The organism is uncultured Methanospirillum sp. (assembly GCF_963668415.2).
Classification (GTDB): Archaea; Halobacteriota; Methanomicrobia; order Methanomicrobiales; family Methanospirillaceae; genus Methanospirillum.
In genome coordinates this window covers 2,339,857-2,364,443 of sequence record NZ_CAXXDL010000001.1, presented here as the reverse complement: position 1 = coordinate 2,364,443, position 24,587 = coordinate 2,339,857, and the positions used below count along the sequence as shown (strand labels likewise).

Sequence of the window (24,587 nt, the reverse complement as noted above, 5' to 3'; positions counted from 1 at the left end):
TTATAAATACCTCCATATTGTTGGTTTTACCTTAAAGCAAATAAAAAATCTAATTTTTGAATATAAATTTAATCGATTATAGAAATTGTTTTCGTGATAAACTATTCTATTATCTATTTCTCTCCCAATTTTTATTAAATATTCCCGCATATAACTATCATTGAAATCAAACGTTTTGAGAAAATTATTGTACTCCCCAAATTGTGCATTTATTTGTAGTAATTCTTCATCAATCTCTTTTAAAAAATGGGACTGAAATTCTGAGTCGATTTTAAAAATGGTCTTTACAGACAATATCAATTCCTCTGCAATTATTGTACATTACTTTCAAGAGATATATACCGCCCACATAAATCATCCAAATTTATTATCAAATCAAAAATATTTAGATTTAATATGTTAAAATGAATGAATATCCGTGTTTGCCAATTTATTGATAGTATTAAATAGGATTTTTATGCTCTTTTTATAATCGAAGTCATCTAATCTTTCATTCTGCGTTTTAATCAGCTTATCTCTTGTATCATCATTTTTTAGAATTATATCAATAATACCTGCAATTACCGAATATTCTTTTTCGTTTATAAGCACTCCAGCATTTCCCAAGGTATATGGAATAGCAGTTGAAGCATATGCAACGATGGGGATTTTATGATACATAGCCTCCAAAAGAGGCACACAGAATCCTTCATGTTCACTCATACAAAGAAAGAGATCTGAAATGGAATAATATGCAACTAAATCTTCAGGGCTAACGGATCCTGTGATTACAACATTATTTAAATTAAGTTTTTTTATCAATCCAAGGAGATACCAATAGTATGTTTCAGATCCTTTATATCCCCCAATTAAGAATAAGCGGACTCGTGGATTAATCTTATTATACATCGCAAAAGAAAGGATTATATCTTCTTGTTTTTTATTAGGAGTGATTCTTCCAACAAAGAGGATATTTTTTGTTGAATCAGATGAGTACTTTTCAATTATTGCTTTATTAGGAGCTGGGAGATCTAAAAAATCTTTGATTATTGGAAGAACCCCGGTTTTATTAAAACCAGATTTTAATAGATCAAGTCGATTATATTCAGAGTCAGCAAATGCATAATCAATATATGGAACTAAATTAACTAATTTTTCGCGTCCATCCAATAACAATTTACTAATATCTGGGTTTGTATCAGCAAAGAATTCAGGAGAAGTTACATTATGATATAATAATATTTTAATTCCAGATAGATCCTTGTAAAAATCAGATACTGAAGAATCAATTGAATAATGGTATAATAGAACATTCTCCGGCGAATTATATTTTAAATATCGTTTATAATATTTTGATTTGATTGTTGGATCTCTATTTTCCACAAATATTTCAGATTTAAAACCCAAATTCAGAAATATTTTTTTCAATAATTGTGCTTCATTGCCAATAGCATCCCCCTGTGTTATTGTTGGGAGAAATTGATCTATTCGTTTAACACGTTTCATAGACATTGAATGCATGTTTTAATAGTAGTCCTTCTTCCTTATTTTTAAATTAAAGAATCCTTTATTCCAATTTATCATGAAAATTTTTTTGTGATTCCTGATATCTTCTTAATGAAATCCCTGCATTAAATTCATACCAGGTATGCATAAATGATAAAAATATTTCTCTTGGCCCCCCATTTATTCCATTTAAATCAAGCAGGTTATATTTTAAACATCCAAATGTATCATAATAAAGCCATTTGAACCATGAGAAACGCTGACCAGTTTTAAAGCGAGCCTCACCTTCTAACCTATAATATCGCACTACCTTTTTAAGTAATTTAAATAATTCATCACCAGGATGATGAATAATAATTATTTTGTCATCCCCATTAATCTGTGATATAGAATAATTATCCATAGGACTCACAGGTCGATGAACCAAACAATTTAATCGAACTCTATTTTTATTAAAGATTTTCGGGGAATAAGTAATTCCTCCCCATGTAGTGCCATTAACTGGTTTATTAAGAAAAAAATTCTTTCGAGGGAGCCAGATTATTGCATCTTTATTATTATTATTAATTTTTACTGAAATTTTTTCCGCCAGACAATACGGGATCTCTTCATCAGCATCTGCAATTAATATCCAATCATTTCTGGCTAAATGAATCATGTCAGGCCATACTTGTTCAGGAATTGCAGTCCATTCATGCTGAATAACTTCAGCACCCATCTCTTCTGCAATTACCATCGAATTATCATGAGAACCCACATCTACCACAATTATTTGATCACAAAATGAGTAACTACCCAATGATTTTCTGATATTATGTTCCTCATTAAGAACAACCATGATACAGGTGATAGGAAATTTCATTAGTCACACTCTTTTTAATAATCCGAAAATTTAAATGATTCTATCTTAAATATATATTTAGCACTAATAATATAGATATAAAAATTGGTCAAATAGTATTTAACTAATTTGTGATGAAAGGGATATAATAGTATGCGTTATTTATTCGGAGGGGAAATGAGATTAATAACCTCTAATTTAATTAAAGTTTCAACAGGCAAAGCTCAAAAGAGCAAATTGGTCACAATAATGAAAGTAGGGAAGGCATCAGGAATAAAAGATTGACAAGACAGATGATAAAACTAGGATTAATTACCGGTGATCTCAAACCGAATACAACAGGAATCGGGACCTATACTTACCAATTGATTGAGAACATTAGAGATGAAGCAGACATCACTCTTATTAAACATCCCTTAGGTGATGATGCACCAGGTTGTTCATCAGCAGTTTCCTCATTTCCTCAGGGTAATTTTTCCCATATTGTTTGGAGTCAGGCCCTCTCTCTGAAAAAGAAATATTTAAAAAAATTTGATATTATTCATAATCCCGCTCAATATCCAGTTTCACCAAAAATAAATCCAAATTATGTCATTACTATTCACGATTTAATCCCAATACTCTACCCAGAATATGTCGGTTTGACATTTTCTACTCAAGCGAAATTATTTTACCCCATATCAATTAGACAGGCATCAAAAATTATCACAGTCTCCCAACATACTAAAAATGATATCATGAGACTATATAAAGTCCCAGATGAAAAAATTGAAGTAATATATTCAGGAGTAGCAGACCATTTCAAACCTGCATCCATCGAAGAAATGCAGAGAATAAGAAACAAATACAACCTAATTAAACCATTTATTCTCTTTGTTGGAGCGATTGAGCCCAAAAAAAATCTGGAATTACTCCTCAAAGCCTTTCAGGTATGCCAGAAAAAAATGCCAGAGTTACACTTGGTTATTGCGGGAAAGAGAGCATGGAAATTTGAATCTATATTTACCCTTGTTGAAACACTCAACATTAAAGGAAAAACTCGATTTCTTGATTTCGTTCCTTATGAAGATCTCCCGGGCCTTTATTCAGCTGCGAAAATTTTTGTTTTTCCTTCCCGTTATGAAGGATTCGGGCTTCCTCCTTTGGAGGCTATGAAATGTGGTACACCTGTGATCACATCTAATGTCTCCTCACTTCCAGAAATCGTGGGAAAAGAGGGTTTAATGGTCAGTCCCGATGATCATATACAACTTGCAGAGTCAATTTTGAAAATCTCATCTGATCCCGAATTTCACTCGATATTTTCAGCTTACAGTTTAAAACGAGCGGAATTATTTTCTTGGAAAAAAACTGGCAGAGAGACATTAAAAGTGTACAACTCAGTAATCGATGCAGGATACTAATACACCATGCAGACCATCGGAATTGCAACGGGAAATTTAAAAAAAAATTCGACTGGAATGGGAACATATACCTTTCAGGTAATTGAAAAGATTAAAACAGAATTTGATGTCGAATTAATTAAACACCCGGACGGTGATTCAATCGAAGGATGTCGGGTCATTGATTATAACCGTATTCCCGGACCATACTGGTATTTTTCATGGAGTAAAAGTCTTGCCCTGGCAAAACGATCCTGGAAAAAATGTGATCTTTTTCATAACATTGCACAATATCCAATATCACCTTCAATTTCCAAACAATATGTCGTTACGATATATGATCTAATTCCCATCCTATATCCTTCATATGTCACCCCTTTTTATGCATGGCAATCAAGAATTTTTTTACCTAAAATTCTTCAGAAAGCGTCCCTGATACTATCAATATCACAATATACAAAAAATGATATTGTCGAGCGATACCAGATTGATCCGGAAAAGATCTGGGTCACCCATCTCGGGGTATCAGATCATTTCCATCCTGCCACCCAATTGGAAATTAAATCCCTTTGTAAACGATACCAGTTGAATAATCCATTTATTCTCTTTGTGGGGGCAATTGAACCAAAGAAGAATATTTCCTCTATAATTAGAGCATTTCATCGGGTCAGACAAAAAAATCCAGATATAGAACTCGTAATTGCCGGAAAAAAATCCTGGAAGTATCAGGACCTTTTTACTCTGATAGATTCCCTAAAATTGAATAAAAGCATCCATTTCTTGCATTTTGTTCCATATGATGATTTGCCTATACTTTACAGTTCCGCAAGTGTTTTTGTATTTCCTTCTAATTACGAAGGATTCGGTCTTCCTCCACTCGAGGCAATGAAATGTGGAACGCCTGTAATAGTATCAAATAAGTCATCGCTACCTGAAATTGTTGGATCTGGGGGTATAATGGTTGAACCTGAAGATTATGAAGGATTAGCAAAAAAAATTATAATGATACTTAATGAGGAAACTATCAGAGTGGAACAAACCGAATATAATCTTGCACGATCCAAGGATTTTACCTGGGAACAATGTGCAGATAAAACGATAAAAGCATATCAAACCATACTTGATAAGTAATGATGCGGCGATAAAATAAAAAATCGCTAATGGCTATCCTCTCTGATTATTGAAAGAATGATCGAGGCCGTCCAACGAAGGTCCTATTATATAAATAGTTCATAAAATTTCTTGACTCTCCACTCTTTTTTCATTTCGTTAATTGCCGTGGGACCGATTTCGGCACCATTATATACTATTGAAACTGGCCTCTATGCTCGTTGGCTCAAACGAAAAAAGGACATTACATGGGACTGTAAATCCAACAAATAGTGTTTCAATCAGTACATTACTTGGAAAAATGGATCTTACCCAGATTGAAATTGAATTGCACAACCATCTCAATTACAGCCAAACTCGAAAATGGTTATATTCACCAATATTATTATTCAAACTCTTGATTGTCCATTCCTTTCGAAAACAATCCTATCGAAAATTCATCAAATCACTAACACTTGAAGATTGCATTGCTCTTGGAATTCCTGAAATAGAGCCCGGAAGATATCATATTCCCTCTGCAAGTAATTTACATGATTTTGCTTACAATCGTTTGCGATTAGACGGCTTTAAGAAGATCATGTACCTAAACGGAGCCATTGCATGTCAATCTATTCAGAATGGTCACGGAATGGTTGATTCAACCCCTATTGAAGCCTCAAGATATGATAAATATGCTGAATATAATCCCCATTACGCTTGCAGGATGCACAAATATCACATATTTCATTTAAACAACTTTCCACTGTATGGAATATTTTCTGAAGGTAATGCTCATGATTCCCCATATGCAATCCCATTAGCTGAAATTGTTGGTACAATGAATCCAAGCATGATCAAAGTTCAACTTGATGGTGGCTATGATTCCTTCATGATTTATGCGAGATACTGGAAAATTTTCAGAATTCAGCCACTAATCGATCCAAGCAAGAACGCAATTTTGAACATAGAGGGGACAATTGAGAGAATTGATCATTGGGTAAATAAAATGTGGAAGAAAGGGGGAGACATTCGAGATTCTATTGAGAAAAAACTACTATTTCTCACGAATAACGGAAGGGAGAAACAGGTTGGGATGTATCTTCGCAATCAGAACTTACTTAATCCAAATTTCAGAGTTGAATACAAATCAAGGGCAGATTGTGAAAGAACTCATTCACACATGAAACGAATGTTTAATTTCAGTGTAAAATGGATTCAGAAAAGATCTAAAGAATTTTACATGACATTGAATCTCATTTCATATCAGTTTGTATTACTTGCAAATTTAGTAAAAAACCAAGGAAAGGGTCAGGATCTATCAAAATATTACTGAAAAAATAAAATACAGATATCCCATTAAGTAGCGAATGCTATCGAGTTTTTAGTTCTTTTTCGTCTTTCAACTGTAATTTTGGGTAGTTTGGATGTTGATTCCCATCCTTTGCAGTGCGTGTATCTTTCATTCTATTGTAAAAATTGGTAGTTCGACAAAAAGCGAATCATTTGATTGACAATCTGTCCAATCTACATCTTCTCATTGGACAGCCTCTGATCAGATCCCTTTTTTTCTAATAAAGATAATAAATTAGAAACAATGTCACATAAAACCGCCTTCATCACCGGGATCACCGGTCAGGACGGCTCATATCTAGCAGAATTACTACTTTCAAAAGGATATGAGGTCCATGGACTGGTTCGCCGTGCATCAACATTCAATACCCAGCGAATAGATCATATCTATGTTGATGCACACGAGCCAGATGCACGGATATTCTTCCATTATGGTGATCTCTCAGATTCTGAAATGATCTCCCACGTACTCTACAATATTAAGCCCGATGAGATTTACCACCTTGGCGCCCAGAGTCATGTCCGTGTCAGCTTTGATACACCCGAATATACCGGAAATGTTACTGCTCTTGGAACTACCCGAATCCTCGAAGCCATAAGAAGAAGTAACCCGGAAGTAAAATTTTACCAGGCATCATCTAGTGAGATGTTTGGCCATACTAATCCCCCGCAAAATGAGGATTCCTGCTTCTGGCCACGCAGCCCATACGCCTGTGCCAAACTCTATGCATACTGGATGACAAGGAACTATCGTGATGGGTATAATATGTTCGCCTGCAATGGGATACTTTTTAATCACGAATCACCACGCCGTGGAGAAATATTTGTAACCAGAAAGATTACAAGAGGTATTGCAGCAATCCTTGCAGGAAAAGAGAAATATCTCTACCTCGGTAACCTTGAAGCCAAAAGAGACTGGGGATTCACTCCTGAATATGTCGAATGCATGTGGCGGATTCTCCAACAGAATAAACCTGATGATTATGTAATCGGAACCGGAGAGACACATACAGTTCAGGAATTTGTAAATGCAGCATTTTCATATGCTGGGCTTGATGTCGAGAAACATGTAAAAATTGACCACAAATATTTCAGACCAACCGAAGTTGAAGCATTACTTGCTGATCCATCACGGGCCGAGAAGAAATTAGGGTGGAAAGCGAAGATCAAGTTTTCAGATCTTGTAAAAATTATGGTCGATTCAGACCTTAAAGCGGCGGGGGTTCAACCAATTGGCGAGGGATATGCAATACTCAATAAGGAATTCCCAAGCCGCTGGTGGATGAAGGATTAAATCCCTCCCCACCACTGATAGGTCTCTCAAGAAGACCACTTTCAAGCGAGTAACGTGGATTATATCCGGATTTTTCTTTAACACAGGAAATATCTGCGAACGAAAGCCGAACCTCTTCTTCACGAGCTTCTTTATGGATGATATCAGTATTCTCCTGGCAATTTAAATTGCTAACATAATGAGCCAGTTTTAATTAAAATGGTGAGACCTGTTCCTACATCAAATACGCCATGAATCTCTCGGTCCATTGAGAGAAGAAGAGCCTGCACTACATCCAGAACATACACGAAATCCCGGTCTATCCATCTCATAGATGACAGTGCAAGCAAAGCATGAGGAGATGAGAGCCGATAAATCCAGCCCCCCCAGTAACCAGGTATTTTTTCTTTTTTTCACACATATCCCAGTCTACCAAGATATTTCAAAAATATCTATACGCATTTTGTTCTGCTAAAGCGTCAGCCAAATCATATTATTGGTTTGTATATTATGAAATAAACTGCATAACGATATATCCAAAGGTATTCAGATCCCAAATCCCAACCTCCCATAGCGCCGCAATCAGTCTAACAAATCATCCCCCCAGTAACACCAAATTCAATCACATCAATTTTGCATAACATTGATCACCCCACACATAGATCCCATAATTAAACATGCCGCAAATAAACCGTAAAAAATAGCGTTTGCATAAAGACTTTCTCTAAAAATCAAAACGCAAACTTTTTATTGACAGATTCCCACTTATTTTCAGTCCCTTTGGGGACATGTACGAGTGATTTCAGCCACACAGTGATGACGCCTTGCTCAGTATTCAGTGAACGAATCGTACAGGTTTGAAAGGAACATCGGAGGAAACACATGGCAAAATTTTCCGACACAATTGATCTCTATGACGATCAGGGCAAACTGCTGAAAAGCGGAGTAGCCCTTGAAAAGATCAGCCCGCTCGTAAACCCGGGCATCAAGAAACTTGTGGACCTGACCAAGAGAACGGTCGCAGTCAATCTCGCAGGAGCAGAGACCGCACTGAAGACCGGAGCAATCGGTAAGGGTAACTTCATCAAGGGTCGTGAGATGAACCTTGATATCTCCGGAAACGCCGGCGCTATCAAGGAAAAAATCTTCAAGATGATCCAGGTTGAAGAAGGCGACGATACCGAGATTCGGGAATTCAATGGCGGCAAACTTCTGCTTGTCACTGTTCCAAGTGCCCGGATTCAGGCCGCAGCAACCTACGATGCAGCAATCACCTCAGTTGCAGCAGCAGCAACCTACGCAACCATCGACCAGTTCAACGTGAACATGTTCGACGGTTCCATGGTCAAGGCAGCCTTCTGGGGTACCTACCCACAGACCATGGACATGGTCGGCAGCAACTGTGCATCTATCCTTTCCATTCCCCAGAACAACGAAGGTCTCGGATACGCACTCCGTAACATCCCGGCAAACCACGCTGTGATGATGACCAGCAAGAACGCAATGCAGGGAGCAGCCCTCGCATCTGTATTCGAGCAGGCAGGAGAGTTCGAAATGGGAGCAGCAATCGGCCCATTCGAGCGTGCACAGCTCCTTCTCCTCGCATACCAGGGTCTGAATGCAAACAACCTGGTATACGACCTCGTCAAGAAGAACGGTGCATCCGGAACCGTCGGTACCGTCGTTCAGTCCCTCGTTGAGAAGGCACTCGAAGACAAGGTTATCACCCCAGGCAAGAAGGGACCCTCCGGTTACACGTTCTACGAGACCAAGGATCCAAGACTCTGGAATGCATACACCGCAGCCGGAACCCTCGCTGCAACCATGGTAAACTGTGGTGCAGGCCGTTTCGCACAGGCAGTATCTTCAACCCTGCTGTACTTCAACGACCTTCTTGAGCACGAGACCGGCCTCCCAGGCTGTGACTACGGCCGCACAATGGGTGTAGCAGTCGGATTCTCGTTCTTCAGCCACTCCATCTATGGTGGCGGCGGTCCGGGAACCTTCAACGGTAACCACGTCGTTACCAGGCACGCAGCCGGTGTAGGTATGCCATGTATCGTGGCAGCCTGTGCTCTGGATGCAGGAACTCAGATGTTCTCACCAGAGGCAACCTCCAAGATCTACGGAGAGACCTTCGGTAAGATCCCAGAGTTCAACACACCAATCCAGCACGTAGCAAACGGAGTGTAACCGCATACAGGATTGCATAAATGAGCGAGGCAGAATTCCCGCAGTGTCGGATTGTCACCGAGCGCTTTTTAAAACCTGAAACAGTGGAGAAGATCCTCAACAAGCTGGTGGTAATAGAGGGTATCCGCCGGATCGTCATAAACGGACCCAGTATTCCTCAGCTCGTCCCCTACGGCCCCGCAAGGGGGCTTCCAAACCCCCATTCCGGTCGCGTCCGAATCGTTGTGGGGGGAACCGATGTGGACCTGCGGGTGCAGGTCGGAACCATCCTTCTCGAACTTGAGACCCGGGATATCGTCCCCCGGATCGATGAGGCGTGCAGGGAGGTCTTTGTGAACTTCACCTATGGAATCAAAGAAGGAAAGTTCATGAGATCCACGCCTACTCAGACCGATTATGCAAAATACGGTCCCGGGGCAGATGAGATGATGATCGGGATCGTTGACCCGAAGAATAAGACCGGACCCACCCTTATTCAGGGAACAAAATAATGCCGATAGGACGTGTCACTCAGATAGTAGACTGCCGGGAGAGCGCCGGCATGGGCAAAGGAGGAGCTCTTGCCCAGAGGGGAACAATATCAGAGTGCCGGTATCCCGATGTGATCATCATCGGGATGTCTCCTGGCAGAAGACACGTCACAAAACCAGTATGTGATATTACATCAGCTCTCCGGACACAGGGGGTTGAATACAGCATCAGTACGATGATCCTCAATGCCGGAAGCGGCATTCCCCCTGATGCTCCGAAGAGTGCCGGTCATGTATTGGGTGCATATTTTGGTCTGAACGAGAAGGAGATTTCCCAGATAAACCGTCACAAAGTGGCGGTCCTGCACCATGGAAATGTCAGATCACACGTGGTCGCAAAGGTCAGGTCCATCCTGAAGGACTGCGACATTCCGGCCGTTGTGGTCTGTCAGGCCCCCATCGATTATGAGGATTTCGCACGTGAAGGAATAAAAACGGCGTTTGTGATGCCACAGGAACAACATATCCAGACGAAAGGAACGGTTATGGCAATTGTCAGCGGCATTACAAGGGGCCAGACCCCGTCACGCGAGAAGATCGCAGACGTCATTCATGCAGTTATGAGATTGATGAAATCATCTGATTTGGAGAGATAAACAATGGCATATACACCACAGTATGGTCCAGGTAAGTCTATTGTCGCCGAGAACCGGCGCAAGCAGATGAACCCCGGCGTAAAGCTTGAGAAGATCCGTGACGTCACGGATGAGGAGATCGTCCTGATCATGGGACACCGTGCACCAGGACAGGCATACCCATCTGCACACCCGCCACTCGCAGAGCAGGGAGAGCCAGACTGCCCAATCCGTAAGATTGTCAGCCCAACCGAGGGAGCAAAGGCTGGAGACCGTGTCAGATACATCCAGTTCGCTGACTCCATGTACAATGCACCATCCCAGCCGTACCAGAGAACCTACGTCGAGATGTACCGCTACCGTGGTATCGACCCAGGAACCCTGTCCGGCCGTCAGATCGTCGAATCACGTGAGCGTGACCTCGAAAAGATCGCATCCGACCTCGTCAACACCAACCTCTTCGACCCGGCACGTGTCGGTATTCGTGGAGCAACCGTTCACGGTCACTCACTCCGTCTTGCAGAAGATGGTATGATGTTCGACATGCTGCAGCGGTGTGTCCTCGATGGAGGAGTTGTCAAGTACGTCAAGGACCAGATTGGTGTTCCACTCGACAAGAAAGTCGCAGTCGGCAAGCCAATGGACGAAGCCTGGCTCAAGGCAAACACCACAATGTTCCACTCACTCGTCGGAACTGCATTCCGTGATGACCCAGAATACGTCGAATACGTCCAGCGCATTCACTCCCTGAGGACCAAGTACGGCTTCATGCCGGTTGAGTAAGGAGGCACCATACATGGCAAAAATTGAGAGAGCACAGAAACTTTTCCTCAAGGCTCTGAAAGAGAAATTTGAGGGAGATGTCCAGGACACCAAGACCAGCTTCTACAACTTTGATGGTTTAAACCAGTCCCCAAGAAAACGCGAGTTCATGGCAGCCTCTAAGAAGGTCGAACTCCGCCGTGGTATCTCCATGTACGACCCCAACCGCTGCCACCTCGGTGGTCTGCCAATGGGTCAGCGTCAGCTCATGACCTACGAGGTCTCCGGAACCGGAACCTTCGTAGAGGGTGACGACCTGCACTTCGTCAACAACCCGGCAATGCAGCAGATGTGGGATGATATCCGCCGGACTATCATCGTCTCAATGGACCTCGCCCACAACACCCTGCAGAAGCGTCTCGGCAAGGAAATCACTCCAGAAACCATCAACGAGTACCTCCACATCCTCAACCACGCAATGCCAGGCGCAGCAGTGGTTCAGGAACACATGGTCGAGACCCACCCATCAGTCGTAGACGACTGTTACTGTAAGGTCTTCACCGGAGACTCCGAACTTGCAGACCAGCTCGAGAAGCAGTTCGTCCTTGATGTCGACAAGCTCTTCCCGGCAAAGCAGGCAGAGGAACTCAAGGCAGCAGTCGGCAAGTCACTCTGGCAGGCAATCCACATCCCAACCATCGTTTCCCGTACTTGTGATGGTGGAACCACCAGCCGCTGGTCTGCAATGCAGATCGGTATGTCCTTCATCACCGCATACCGCATGTGTGCCGGTGAAGCAGCAGTCGCTGACCTCTCCTACGCCGCAAAGCACGCCGGTGTTATCCAGATGGGTAGCCACCTGCCAGCACGTCGTGCACGTGGTCCAAACGAGCCCGGTGGTATCCTCTTCGGTCACTTCGGTGATATGGTCCAGGCAAACCGGAAGTACCCGAACGACCCGGCAAAGGCAACCCTTGAAGTCGTCGGTGCAGGAGCAATGCTCTTCGACCAGATCTGGCTCGGATCGTACATGTCCGGTGGTGTCGGATTCACTCAGTATGCAACCGCAGCATACACCGACAACATCCTCGATGAATACACCTACTACGGTATGGACTACATCAAGGACAAGTACAAGGTTGACTTCAAGAACCCAAGCCCAGACAACAAGGTCAAGCCAACCCAGGAGATCGTCAACGACATTGCAACTGAGGTCACCCTCAACGGTATGGAACAGTACGAACAGTTCCCAACCGCAATGGAAGACCACTTCGGTGGTTCCCAGCGTGCAGCAGTCCTTGCAGCAGCATCCGGTATCTCTACCGCAATCGCAACTGCAAACTCCAACGCTGGTCTGAACGGCTGGTACCTGTCCATGCTCCTGCACAAGGAAGGATGGTCACGTCTCGGCTTCTTCGGATACGACCTGCAGGACCAGTGCGGTTCCACCAACTCACTCTCCGTCCGGCCAGACGAAGGCTGTATCGGCGAGTTCCGTGGACCAAACTACCCGAACTACGCAATGAACGTGGGTCACCAGGGAGAATACGCAGCAATCGTCGCTTCCTCACACTACGGACGTGGCGACGGATTCTGTCTCTCCCCACTGATCAAGATCACCTTCGCAGACCCATCCCTGGTCTTCGACTTCAGCGAGCCACGCAAGGAGTTCGCAAAGGGTGCAATCCGCGAGTTCGTTCCAGCCGGAGAGAGATCTCTCCTCATGCCAGCCCGTTAAACAGGCTGACATCCAATTTTTCTCTTTTTTTTCAGTATCCAGTTGCATTACACAGATCTATCCGTATATACCAACCCGGATATCTGAATGAACACAACTGACTGAATAATAACCAAAAGAAAGGCCCTTATTGGGCAGACGCCTTGATAAACGACCGGGTTGGATGAATATCACGGTATGAGACGCCATAAAACCTGCGATAGAACCGATCCGCCTCCTCCTCGATATCCCAGTCACACCGATCAGGATGAAACATCCTGGCAAGAAGCATCAGACCGAGAGCCCATCTCGGACTTCCAAAATCCCATGAAGCCGGCATCTCTATGACTGCCTCCTTTGTTACTGCAGGAACGATCAGTGAATGAGATCTACAGTACTGAAGCGATGCCTCCTTAGGAAGAGAGAAGAGTCCTGATATGCAGATCCAGTCAGGATTCAACAAGATAAACTCGTCATGTGAGATCGTTATTCCAGGCTTGCCGGTCCGTTTTATCATTCTGTTCACCGGGTCACCGCCTGCAATCTCTGTCAGATGATTCTCAAATCTCCCGCCATTCAGGGAAAAGACCGGGTATCCCATGGTATAGAGAACGCGGGGACGATCTGCCCCGGATACGGCATCAGTTACACGAGCCACCATATCCTGAAGAGTGTGTATCAGGTCCTCTCCGTTCTCAATACGGCCGGTGAGTGATGCAACCTCCCTGATAATGCCATAATAGGTGTCAACCAGTTGGATCCGGTCATGGATCTTTTCAATCCCTTCACCAGCAATAAATGACCGCCATAGCCGCGGAGCACAGAGCGGATCTTCTTCACCGAGACAGGAGACGATACCCTGTATGAACTCAAGTGCCCGGGTAGGCCGGTACCCGCCATTCATCCCGTCCTCCTCATATCTGATTGAACGGACCTGACCGGTGATCGGCAGCCGGTACCCGCAGGAGCACTGCCCATCCTCACGAAAAGTCAGCGGCCTGCATCCCATGGGACCGTACAACTCACGTTCACTGATAACCCCGCCACAGGACGGACAGACCGAGTTCATCCATGAACTGCCTGGTGAGTTGAAGAGGCATACATGAGGGGCAAACGAGTGAATGCGTTCGCAGATCTGTTCAGATTCAGGAATCGACGGTTCGTACTCCTGCCCGAGATCGCCAAATGCCATACAACGCATGATCTGGATCGGTATCGTCCTCGATATCCCGGTAACAGCACGTGCCTGTCTGATCAGATCCTCTTCTCTTTTGGCAACATGCATCAGCGCAACCTCGACGTGAACCCCGGCATCCACCAGGTGAGAGAGATTTGTCATGACAATGCTGTTGTCAGCGATACCACACGAGCGTAATGTTGCAGGATCATCCCCTTTCAACCCGACATTTACCACGTCAAGCACCGGGAGCAGCAGGTTCAGGGTATACGCCGAAAAATAACCATTCGTTGAGCATCCGACAACCATTCCTCTCTCTTTGGCAAGTCTGGCGACCCTGATGAACGATGGAAGTGAAACTGTCGGTTCATTCAGGCAGAAGTAGATCCCTTCGCAGCCTTCAGAGATGGCTTCATCGATGATGGATTTCGGCTCCCGGTGGAGAAGGCCCTTCCCCAGATTGTCAGGACTTCGAACAAGAACTTCAGAGACACACCCTGGACAGGTGAGATTGCACCCGACCGTGCTGACCTGGAGGAATTTTGCCCGTGGCCATGCATGAACAAGGGGAATCGTCTCAACAGATATCGGCGTTACAATCAGCCACTGGTCAGGAAATCGTTCAGATATTGTGCCATCTTGTGCGGTATACATCCCACATCTGCCTATTCCGCCTTCAGATATTTCGCAACTTTGATTGCAGTACTGACACCGGGTCATGACCGCACCATCCGGACCCAGTATCCGGTCTCATCGTTGATGATTGAATAATTGGTGATCCCTGCACTGTCAAGGGCTTTTTCAACCCGTTCCTGCGGCATAGAGCGGATCCGATCCTTCATCCCTTCTTCAAATCCTGGTTCCTTTTCTTTCATGGCTGCGATAATCTCTCTCTTTAAGGCTGAATTTCCAAATCCTCCACCAATATATGCAATGCCTCCAGGTCGCAGAACACGGTATGCCTCACTGAGACCCAGTGAGAGGTCTTCCCAGAAGAACCAGGACCCCCTGCTTACCACGAGGTCAAAGGAGCCACTCGGAAATGGTATCGCACTAACATCGCCGTGAACCGGAATTACACGGCCACATAGTCCCGTTTCATTGACCCTCTCACCGCAGATCCTGATCATGTCAGGTGAGATATCCATCGCCCGGATGACCAGATCTGACCTCACCGCAAGAGCAGTGGCCAGGTGACCTGGGCCGCATCCAAGATCCAACGCGGCTCCTGCACGAATGCTGCAACTGGTAAGGATCTGTTCTGCGATTACAGGGTATATCGGTGCAAAGACGGTTCCGGCGATGTTGGCAAATCCCATAGGTTTCATCGCCATGGTATGATGATTCGGTTTATTATCCATCGGTTTCACGATCCCGGGTATCTGGAACTAAGTTGAACATGGACATCACAGGTCAATCCTGACTGGCTGAATGCGACAGATGAAAAATCCATATGTTGATTCAGTCAACCAGGTGAGAGTACTGACATAGGTGACCATGCCAGCGTACTCAGTTCTCTCTGTGAATCACACCCTTTTTTATTGTAGAAGATGTAACTCTCATACGATAATAATGAGGAGTAAGGTAACCAGATCTATTTTACTGATCCTGATAAGCCTGTTGATAGCAGGAATGCTCATACCAGGAACATTAGCTGCAGACACGGCTGCTTCATCAGCAAATCAGAGCGGAAATGTCTCAATCGACGACCTGATGGCAAAAAATCCGGATGCTCTTCTCATATATGCCGGGGCAGGTCTCAAAAAGGCAGTTCAGGAGATCGGATCCGCATTCACCAATGAGACAGGGATTCCTGTTGTCTACAACTTCCAGGGCTCCGGAGCACTTCTGACTCAGATGGATATCACTCATAAGGGAGACGTGCTGATCGCCGGAGGATCTGATGCATACAAGAAAGCAGAGGATAAGGGGCTCGTAGGTGAACCCCAGTATATCGCATACCATGTCCCGATCGTTGCCATACAGAAAGGAAACCCCAAGAACATCACCTCTGTCGAGGACTTTGCTAACCCAGGCCTTAAGATCGGACTCGGTGATGTAAAGGCAACCGCAATTGGAACCACAGGGGATAAACTCTTCAAAGATCTTGGAATTTCCGAGGATGTAGAGAAGAACGTCGTTGTGAGAACCTCAACCATCAACGAACTGGTCTCTGCCATGAACGCAGGATCAGTCGATGCAGCACTCCTCACCCTGGACCAGATCAATGATAAGACCATGGACACGATTCCAGTGAAAAACGTGAATGATTACGTTCTGGTTGTGTCTGAGGGAACCACTACCTTCTCAAAGCAGCCTGAGAAAGCCCAGAAGTTTGCAGACTATGTCGCATCCGATGCAGGGAAAGCACTCTTTAAGAAGTACAAATTCCCGACCTACGGGGACTCAGAATACAAAGACGTCCAGCCCTGAGAGAGGACAAGGATTCATCACATCAAATTGGATGATACACACTCCTTTTTCAGATCTCTATCGTCAGACCTGGATCATCTGAACGTACACATAACAGGTACCGGGAATGACAGATAAAAGACAGCCGGGTAGATTTTTTTTCAAGATCGCAACTACATTAGCATTTTTATCGGGCTGTATCACCCTTCTCGTGCTCGGTGGTCTTTTCACGTTCATAAATCCGGAGAGCATTGCTCAGACACTCACCTCATCTGAGATCAGGTATGCAATTCAGCTCTCTCTCATCACCTCAATCATCTCTACCATTCTCTGTGCAGTGGTTGCAATTCCATCTGGGTATATCTTAAGCAGGGGAGGATTTCCAGGGCAGCGTCCCCTGATAATGCTGCTCATGCTCCCCCTGTCACTCCCTCCGCTTGTTGCAGGAGTTGCACTTCTGCTCTTTTTTGCCAGGACACCCATCGGAACCGGGCTTGAGGATCTGGGGGTTACCGTTGTGTACACACAACTCGGCATCATCGTGGCACAATGCTTTGTCAATCTCCCGTACCTGATCAGGGTCATGAGATCATCGTTTGCCATGATCTCCCCCAGGTATGAGCATATAGCACGGACGCTCGGGTGCTCGGATTTTCAGGCATTCTGGCATGTCACCCTGCCTTTGGCACGGGCGGGCCTGATATCGGGGCTCGTTATCACCTGGTCCAAGGCCATGGGTGAGTTCGGTGCCGTTCTGATGCTTGCCGGTGCGACACGGATGCACACCGAAACACTGCCAATCGCCCTGTTCCTGAATATGGCTACCGGAGATCTCGATATTGCCATTACCACGGCATGCATCCTCCTTGGAATCGCAGCAGTGACCATGTTCTTCTTTGAACGGTTATCAGAGGGGAGTGACCGGATTTAATGCTCCAGATTGAGAATGTGTCACTTGAACTTGGTGATTTCCAGCTCAGATCCCTCTCTCTTCACATTCAGAACCCGGAGTATTGGGTGATCATCGGTCCGTCAGGAGCAGGAAAGACGATTTTTCTTGAGATGATAGCAGGAATATACAAACCTGCCACCGGAAGGATCCTTTTAGAGAGAGACGATATCACACATTATCAACCAAAAGACAGGCATATCGCCATGGTGTACCAGGATATGATGCTCTTCCCCCACATGACCGTGAGAGAGAACATTCTGTTCAGCGTGAAGATTCGAAAGACGTACAATCAAGATATCGAAACGAAGATCTCGGACCTGGTGAGTATTCTTGGTATCAGTCATCTCATGGAGAGAAATCCTGCAACCCTCTCTGGAGGAGAGGCACAGCGGATTGCCCTGGCACGTGCCCTGATCCAAAAACCACGGCTTCTTCTTCTTGATGAACCTCTTTCAGCGCTCGACTCCATGACACGTGAGAGACTCAGAGAGGAGATTCGAAAGATACACAAGTATCTGCGAATTCCGATCATTCACATCACCCATCACTTCGAGGATGTATATGCCCTGGCTGAAAAAGTTGCCATCATGCAGGACGGAAGAATCATACAGACAGGGAGACCTGAAGATGTCTTTGCCCATCCCTGCACACCGTATGTTGCCCAGATATGCGGGACTGAGAACATCTTCAGGGGTGAAGCAGTAAAAGACGGCACAGGGTCAGTCCTGAACCTTGGCGATCTTCGCATCAGAATTACCGCACAGTATTCAGGCCCGGTCGTTGCGGTGATCAGATCAGAAGACATCATCATCTCGGTGGAGCCATTCAAGTCCAGCGCCAGGCACACGCTTCCTGCTTCAATTATCGATCTGATCCCGGCAGGTCCCTTCATACGGGTTGTCCTTGATACCGGGATCAGGATGATTGCTATGGTCACCAGGACGAGCTCTGAAGAACTTGCGCTCACTCCCGGATGCCAGGTATATGCCACGTTTAAAGAATCAGCACTTCATGTCATCCCTACTGGAGAGATGGGCCATGCGAGCCGGAATATGACCGTCCTGCTCTAGCAAATGGCCATTCCCAACACCTAATGAATAATACACAGGAGAAGAATCTATGAAATTAACAGGTGAATATGCAAAAAAATGGAGAAACGCAGATGTCATCTTCCATCCGGTCGGAGTAATCCATTCAGAACATACAGAGCATGATAATACCCCGATTCAGGGAGTGTTCAACCCATCGGTCGGATATATCGAGGTGTTTGAAGAGAATATCGATGGCCTGAAAGATATTGAGGAGTTCTCCCATCTTTACGTACTCTATTACTTTGACAGGGCAACTGCGAAGAACCTCATCCAGAAACCATTCCTGGATGGGGATAAGGAGAGGGGAATCTTTGCAATCCGGCATTTTAACAGGCCTAACCCCATCGGCCTTTCGATCATGGAACTACTCGAGGTTGATGGCAATATCCTCAAGGTCTGCGGTGTTGATGTGCTTGACGGAACACCAGTCATTGATATCAAGCCCTACGTCAGACAGTTTGATCACCGGGATGAGGTTAAGAGCGGGTGGGTTGACTCGAAACATACCGATGATATCGCAGAATGGAACTGTACACCAAAGGAACTCAGGAACCGGGATAGGACAACGAAATAAGTATAAATTATCCACTCATACTGGTGGATCTTATTTTTGACATGATTTATCCCTGAACAGCACGTAGAGAGGATACGTATTCCTCCTTTACCTGGGCAATAAATGCTGCTTTATCAAACAATATTCCTCCTCCCTTCGAGAGCCAGAATATTTGGTCACACATTGCAGAAATCACATCAGGATCATGGGATATGAAAACATAGGCCACCCCGGTCTCTTTTTGAAGATCTTTCATGAGACGCAAAACCTGAGCCTGAACCGAGACATCAAGCATCGAGGTCGGTTCATCAGCTATTATTAATTTAGGTTGTAGAGAAAAAATTCGTGCAAGAACTGCTCGTTGAACTTCTCCCCCTGAAAGCTGATGAGGGTACCGAACCAGATGTTCATTCCGAAGTCCTACCCGTTTAATGAGGGGTTGCATGGCATCCATCGCTTCATCAAAACTGATCTTCTTATGGACCAGCAGAAGTTCTGTAACGCTTTGTGCCAGAGTCATCTTAGGATTGAGCGAAACTTCTGGATGCTGAAAGATCATCTGGTAGAACTGCCTTGATTCTCTCCGTTTTCTTGATGACAAACGGGTAGGATCCAACGAATCAAGAAGAATTGTCCCGGCACTCTGTTTTTCAAGCTGCATGATACATCTGCCAAGGGTCGTCTTTCCACAGCCACTCTCACCAAAAAGACCTACTGATTCTGCTTCTGAAACGGTAAATGAGATGTCAGTAAAGACATTCCCATGACCATACGATTTTGTAAGATTTTTCAACTGGAGAACGGGTGGTGACACCGCACACCTCCATTCATTGTCCCATTTACAAATTCAGGGTGCGTTAACCTGCATATATCAGCACAATACTCACATCTATCTGCAAATGAGCACCCTGCCGGAAGATTTAACAGACTAGGACTCTGGCCAGGAATCGGGATGAGTCCGTTTTTTGGAATAGCCTGAATAAGAGCCCGGGTATATGGATGCCTTGGTTCTGCAAAAATCCTCGATACCGGACCAATCTCTACGATTTCCCCTGCATACACAACAGCAATTCGGGAACATATCTGCTCTGCGAGATCGAGATCATGGGTTATCAGGAGAAGTGAAGACTGATTCTTCTTTTGTATATCAGTCAGGACAGTAACAGTCTTCTCCCTGGCACGAAAATCAAGTCCTTTTGTTGGTTCATCAGCTATGATAAGCCGGGGATTCTCAGTAATTGCGATGCTTGTTGTCAGTCGCTGCCTCATGCCTCCAGAGAGCTGATGAGGAAATTCATCTGCAATTCTGACTGCAGGAACAAGACCCACTGATGATAAAAGGGCATGAACCCGGTTTACGATCTCATCTCTTTTTTTGTATATACCAGATACAATTTCTGATATCTGGTCGCCATTTCTGGTTACCGGATCGAGAGCCCCTGAAGGATTTTGTGGAACAAGCGATATCGAACTTCCACGCAGAGAATGCATCGCAGCATCTGATAACGTATTGAGGTTTTTACCATCAAATGATATATCCCCTGTAATCTCTGCAGTGGACGGAAGAAGACGAATAACCGCCTGACCAATTATTGATTTACCTGAACCTGTTTCACCGACGAGGCCGAGCACTTCACTGGTATTAAGTGAAAATGATACATCCCGTGAAGCATGAATAATTCCTTCTCCTGTTGGAAACCTGACATTAAGGTCCTGAACATCAAGCAGGGTCATGAGGGGAGTACCTGCCCATCATGAACATCCAGAATATCTCTCAGTCCTTCACCAAATACATTGAACACCATGACTACTACGGTGATTGCAAGCCCGGGAACAATAACATTCAGCGGAGCGGTTCTGAGAAACTCTTTTCCCGCTCCGATCATCGATCCCCATTCAGGAATCTCCGGAGGTATACCAAGACCAAGGAAACTGAGACCTGCTGTTGATAATATTACTGAACCAACTTCCAGAGTTGCAAGAATCAGAACCGGCATAATTGCATTTGGAATAAGATGACGAAGAATGATACGGCTGTTTGATAAGCCGCCGGTCTTGGCACTCTGGATATATTCGAGATTTGTAATCGAGAGGACATCTCCCCTCATAAGCCTGGCAAATACAGCCCATTGAGAGAGCGTAAGTGCGAGCACCATATTCGGAATTCCCGGACCGATAAGACCGAGCAGGGCAAGTGAGAAAATAATGCCGGGAAAGGCCAGAAACAGGTCAATACAGCGTGAAAGACTCTCATCCACAATCCCACCATAGAATGCGGCCATACACCCGATTAGAGCACCAGCAACAAACGCACATCCTACGGTTGTAAATGCAATAATCAGTGATGTCCGGGTTCCCCAGATAGTTCTGCTAAAGAGATCCCTACCAAGATAATCTGTACCCCACACATGTGACGAAGAGATCCCCAGATTTTTATTTGGAAGATCAGTTTCATTTGGGTCATATGGTGCGATTAGCGGAGCACATACGGCGATGGCAACAAGGATGAGAATACATCCAAGTGAAACCAGAAATGCGGGCCGGCGGATAATTTCTCGAACCAGTCTCTGATGTGAATCTGAAACATTATACACAGATGGACATTTTTTCACCTTTGGCACTACAACGGCTTGTTCACTCATAACGAATCCTCGGATCTACAACATGGTATAGGAGGTCAACTCCCAGATTTACAGCAAGGAAAATAGTCATAATGACGACAATACAAGAGGTAACAACCGGGATATCATGTGAAAATACAGCATCGACCAACAATTTCCCAATACCAGGCCATGCAAAAATATTCTCAATGATCACTGTTCCTGCAAGGAGATGACCAAAGTAAAGACCCAGCAGAGTAATGACCGGAATAAGTGCGTTTTTCACTGCATGATTCCAGATTATCTGCCTGAATGAGAGACCTTTGGCAATAGTATAGGTAATATACTCCTGTCCCAGTGTTTCGAGCATACTTGTTCTGACAATCCTGATGATGACTGCAGTAGGATGAAGTGCGAGAGCAACTGCAGGCAGGATAAGGTTTTGAATTGACCCATACCCGGTCACCGGGAACCATCCGAGTGTCAGGGAAAAGATAAGAACCAGAATAAGTGCAACCCAGAATGACGGAAATGAGATACTAAAAACAGTTGCGATCCGTATGACGATATCACTTGTTTTCCCCTCATGGATTGCAGAATAAATCCCAAGAGGAATTCCAAGGCAGATAACCAGAGCCATACTGGTTCCTGCCAGAATCATCGTAGGTACTATTGCCAGCGATAACAGGCTCACAACCGGTGTGTCAAAATAGATAAATGACGTTCCAAAATCTCCTTTTAGCACAACTCCACTCAGCCAGTCTCCATACTGTTTCCAGAGCGGATCAACAAGGTTATACTTTGCAGATACGTCCTTTATCATCTGCTCTGATACGTCATCTTCAAGACCTACCAGGGTATGTTTTGCAATTGTCTCAGCAGATCCTCCCGGAACGGCATGAAGGAGCAGAAATGCAAGAATCGATGCTGCAAATATTGTCAGCACAAGAAAAAACAGCCTTTTGGCGATATAATGATGCATAAAATCACCGGAAAAAAAGAAGAGAAATAATATTTGATATCAATTCCTGCTCCCTTACCCGACAGTCATGTTCGCATCCATTCTGAGGTCGTGAGCAGTAGGATCAAATACATATCCTTTTACTGAGTCCTTTTGAGCAATTGTAACACCGTAATCTGCAATCGGAATACAGATCATATCGTCATATACCATCGCTTCAAGTGCATTGAACTTAGCATACCGCTCTTTCTTGTCAATGGTCTGCTTTGCATCATCGATGAGGGCATCCAGGGTGGAATTTTTATATTTTCCGCTGTTTGAATACCCATCTGAACGGTACCAGGTCTCAATGACATAGGATGGATCAGGGATCATCGCGATATTTGCAGGAACCATAATTAGATCAAAGTTCATTGCATTCTGGCGATCAGTAGATGCTGCACTTGCCATCACTTCAACTTTGGTATCAATTCCGATCTTTCTCAGTGATGCTCCGATTGTTTCAGCCATTGGTGGAAGACCCGGGCGTTCCTGTGCTGATACGATATCAATGGTGAACGATTTTCCATCCTTTTCTACAATGCCATCCCCATTTGTATCCTCATATCCAGCCTCTTTCAGGAGAGATTTTGCTTTTTCAGGATCATAGGAAAGCACATCAAGGCTCTTGTTTGACCATTCCATCTGTGGGATAAAGATTCCTTTTGCAGGTGCACCTACCCCGTAGAGCACATTGTTGACGATATCTGTCCTGTTAATTGCTAGAGAAATTGCCTGCCTGACACGTTTGTCCTGGAAAGGAGGTCTGTTAAAGTTTATAGCCATCCGATACACTCTCGGTGTCAGATAGGTCTTTACATTGATTCCCGGGAGTTCATCAAGCCGTTTGACTTCATTCATCGGAACATCAACCGTGAAATCAACCTCACCCTTTTCAATAGAGAGAGCACGGGCGTTTGAATCTGGAATTCCGGTAATAATCATACCTGATAAGTTTACAGGCCCCTTCCAGTAGTCTTGATTCTTTTTGACGGTAAAGGTCCGTGTCTGCTTATCAAACGAATCAAAGACCATTGGGCCGGTTCCAATTGGCTTTGAAAAATTACCCTGTGCATTTAAGGAGTCAGGATGAATGATTGCCATGTTCGGATAATGCAGGGCATGTGGCAGGATCGGGTTTGGCTTGTTGGTTTCAATTTCTATAGTATGATCATCTATCACCGAGCAGGATTTGAAATCCATAAACTGCCTGTTCTGTGCACTAATATTTGCAGCCCTGTCGAGCGAGAACTTTACCTCATTAGCCGTCATCGGCTTTCCATTATGGAATTTGACACCATCTCTGATCGTAATCTGCCAGGTTGTCGGAGAAGTCTGGTTCCACGATGTCGCAAGCAAGGGAACTAACTGGAAGTCCTGAGTGGCGCCCACCAGGCTTTCAGTCACAATAGCCTTTTCTGTGATGAATACTCCGTTATTAGCCGGATCGTATCCTGTGATGAGCCAGAGTTCTCCAAATTTCAACATATTGTCTTCACTGGAACTTGAGGCATTTTGAACAGAGACACTACTTGAACTACTCTTATCAGTGTTTGTACACCCGCTCAATAAAACGCCAGCAATTAACAGAACTAGCAAAAAAGC

General features: G+C 44.5%; 22 protein-coding genes. 13 read left to right on the top strand and 9 right to left on the bottom strand.

Annotated elements, in window-relative coordinates; all coding sequences use genetic code 11:
• Window positions 1–399: 399 nt before the first annotated feature.
• Window positions 400–1,485 carry a glycosyltransferase gene (locus ACHZA2_RS11125; RefSeq protein WP_319579763.1) on the bottom strand — a complete coding sequence of 362 codons (1,086 nt, stop codon included), beginning with the start codon at window positions 1,483–1,485 and terminating at the stop codon, window positions 400–402.
• 61 nt (window positions 1,486–1,546) lie between these two features.
• Window positions 1,547–2,323, bottom strand: a complete 777-nt coding sequence (locus tag ACHZA2_RS11120; protein ID WP_319579762.1) for a glycosyltransferase — start codon at window positions 2,321–2,323, stop codon at window positions 1,547–1,549.
• A gap of 284 nt (window positions 2,324–2,607) precedes the next feature.
• Between ACHZA2_RS11120 and ACHZA2_RS11115 the strand changes: the two genes are divergently transcribed.
• The 9 genes from ACHZA2_RS11115 (at window position 2,608) to mcrA (ending at window position 13,218) form a co-directional block, all read left to right on the top strand.
• Window positions 2,608–3,729: a glycosyltransferase family 1 protein gene (locus ACHZA2_RS11115; protein WP_319579761.1), complete on the top strand. Its 1,122-nt coding sequence runs from the start codon at window positions 2,608–2,610 to the stop codon at window positions 3,727–3,729.
• Window positions 3,730–3,735: 6 nt separating this feature from the next.
• Entirely contained in the window at window positions 3,736–4,839 is a 1,104-nt protein-coding gene (locus tag ACHZA2_RS11110; protein WP_319579760.1) for a glycosyltransferase family 1 protein, read from the top strand.
• A 193-nt stretch (window positions 4,840–5,032) separates the two neighbouring features.
• Window positions 5,033–6,130, top strand: a complete 1,098-nt coding sequence (locus ACHZA2_RS11105) for a transposase (RefSeq protein ID WP_319578208.1) — start codon at window positions 5,033–5,035, stop codon at window positions 6,128–6,130.
• A 261-nt stretch (window positions 6,131–6,391) separates the two neighbouring features.
• Window positions 6,392–7,441, top strand: a complete 1,050-nt coding sequence (gmd, locus tag ACHZA2_RS11100) for a GDP-mannose 4,6-dehydratase (protein WP_319579759.1) — start codon at window positions 6,392–6,394, stop codon at window positions 7,439–7,441.
• Window positions 7,442–8,302: 861 nt separating this feature from the next.
• Window positions 8,303–9,613 (top strand): coenzyme-B sulfoethylthiotransferase subunit beta, encoded by a 1,311-nt coding sequence (gene mcrB, locus ACHZA2_RS11095; protein WP_319579758.1) that lies wholly within the window; start codon window positions 8,303–8,305, stop codon window positions 9,611–9,613.
• A gap of 20 nt (window positions 9,614–9,633) precedes the next feature.
• Window positions 9,634–10,104: a methyl-coenzyme M reductase operon protein D gene (gene mcrD / locus ACHZA2_RS11090; protein WP_319538766.1), complete on the top strand. Its 471-nt coding sequence runs from the start codon at window positions 9,634–9,636 to the stop codon at window positions 10,102–10,104.
• Window positions 10,104–10,739, top strand: a complete 636-nt coding sequence (gene mcrC, locus ACHZA2_RS11085) for a methyl-coenzyme M reductase I operon protein C (RefSeq protein WP_319538767.1) — start codon at window positions 10,104–10,106, stop codon at window positions 10,737–10,739. Before mcrD ends, mcrC begins: the two co-directional genes overlap by 1 nt.
• Window positions 10,740–10,742: 3 nt before the next feature.
• Window positions 10,743–11,501: a coenzyme-B sulfoethylthiotransferase subunit gamma gene (mcrG, locus tag ACHZA2_RS11080; protein ID WP_319538768.1), complete on the top strand. Its 759-nt coding sequence runs from the start codon at window positions 10,743–10,745 to the stop codon at window positions 11,499–11,501.
• A gap of 13 nt (window positions 11,502–11,514) precedes the next feature.
• On the top strand, window positions 11,515–13,218 hold the full coding sequence (gene mcrA / locus ACHZA2_RS11075) for a coenzyme-B sulfoethylthiotransferase subunit alpha (protein ID WP_319538769.1): 1,704 nt from the start codon (window positions 11,515–11,517) through the stop codon (window positions 13,216–13,218).
• A gap of 127 nt (window positions 13,219–13,345) precedes the next feature.
• Here the strand turns inward: mcrA and ACHZA2_RS11070 are convergent, their stop codons facing one another.
• Together ACHZA2_RS11070 and ACHZA2_RS11065 are read right to left on the bottom strand one after the other, a co-directional pair.
• Window positions 13,346–15,028, bottom strand: a complete 1,683-nt coding sequence (locus ACHZA2_RS11070; RefSeq protein ID WP_319579757.1) for a radical SAM protein — start codon at window positions 15,026–15,028, stop codon at window positions 13,346–13,348.
• A gap of 62 nt (window positions 15,029–15,090) precedes the next feature.
• Window positions 15,091–15,735, bottom strand: coding sequence for a class I SAM-dependent methyltransferase (locus ACHZA2_RS11065; RefSeq protein ID WP_319579756.1), 645 nt, complete (start codon window positions 15,733–15,735; stop codon window positions 15,091–15,093).
• 211 nt (window positions 15,736–15,946) lie between these two features.
• Here ACHZA2_RS11065 and modA point away from each other — a divergent pair, with 211 nt between their 5' ends.
• From modA to tsaA, 4 genes are all read left to right on the top strand, one after another.
• Window positions 15,947–16,807, top strand: coding sequence for a molybdate ABC transporter substrate-binding protein (gene modA, locus ACHZA2_RS11060; RefSeq protein ID WP_394698555.1), 861 nt, complete (start codon window positions 15,947–15,949; stop codon window positions 16,805–16,807).
• 106 nt (window positions 16,808–16,913) lie between these two features.
• The gene (locus ACHZA2_RS11055; RefSeq protein WP_319579754.1) at window positions 16,914–17,717 is read left to right on the top strand and encodes an ABC transporter permease; all 804 of its coding nucleotides are present in this window, start codon (window positions 16,914–16,916) and stop codon (window positions 17,715–17,717) included.
• Window positions 17,717–18,808: an ATP-binding cassette domain-containing protein gene (locus tag ACHZA2_RS11050; protein ID WP_319579753.1), complete on the top strand. Its 1,092-nt coding sequence runs from the start codon at window positions 17,717–17,719 to the stop codon at window positions 18,806–18,808. Before ACHZA2_RS11055 ends, ACHZA2_RS11050 begins: the two co-directional genes overlap by 1 nt.
• A 49-nt stretch (window positions 18,809–18,857) precedes the next feature.
• Window positions 18,858–19,403, top strand: coding sequence for a tRNA (N6-threonylcarbamoyladenosine(37)-N6)-methyltransferase TrmO (tsaA, locus tag ACHZA2_RS11045; RefSeq protein WP_319579752.1), 546 nt, complete (start codon window positions 18,858–18,860; stop codon window positions 19,401–19,403).
• A gap of 46 nt (window positions 19,404–19,449) precedes the next feature.
• Here the strand turns inward: tsaA and ACHZA2_RS11040 are convergent, their stop codons facing one another.
• The 5 genes from ACHZA2_RS11040 to ACHZA2_RS11020 are packed head-to-tail and all read right to left on the bottom strand — an operon-like array spanning window position 19,450 to window position 24,470.
• Complete coding sequence (locus tag ACHZA2_RS11040; RefSeq protein ID WP_319579751.1) at window positions 19,450–20,196, bottom strand: dipeptide/oligopeptide/nickel ABC transporter ATP-binding protein; 747 nt, start codon at window positions 20,194–20,196, stop codon at window positions 19,450–19,452.
• A complete protein-coding gene (locus tag ACHZA2_RS11035; RefSeq protein WP_319579750.1) occupies window positions 20,172–21,116 on the bottom strand; it encodes an ABC transporter ATP-binding protein in 945 nt (314 codons plus the stop codon). The genes ACHZA2_RS11040 and ACHZA2_RS11035 overlap by 25 nt, the downstream gene beginning before the upstream one ends.
• Window positions 21,113–22,024 carry an ABC transporter permease gene (locus tag ACHZA2_RS11030; protein WP_319579749.1) on the bottom strand — a complete coding sequence of 304 codons (912 nt, stop codon included), beginning with the start codon at window positions 22,022–22,024 and terminating at the stop codon, window positions 21,113–21,115. Before ACHZA2_RS11030 ends, ACHZA2_RS11035 begins: the two co-directional genes overlap by 4 nt.
• A complete protein-coding gene (locus ACHZA2_RS11025) occupies window positions 22,017–22,964 on the bottom strand; it encodes an ABC transporter permease (RefSeq protein WP_319579748.1) in 948 nt (315 codons plus the stop codon). The genes ACHZA2_RS11030 and ACHZA2_RS11025 overlap by 8 nt, the downstream gene beginning before the upstream one ends.
• 54 nt (window positions 22,965–23,018) lie before the next feature.
• Window positions 23,019–24,470, bottom strand: coding sequence for an ABC transporter substrate-binding protein (locus ACHZA2_RS11020; RefSeq protein ID WP_319579747.1), 1,452 nt, complete (start codon window positions 24,468–24,470; stop codon window positions 23,019–23,021).
• Window positions 24,471–24,587: the final 117 nt, after the last annotated feature.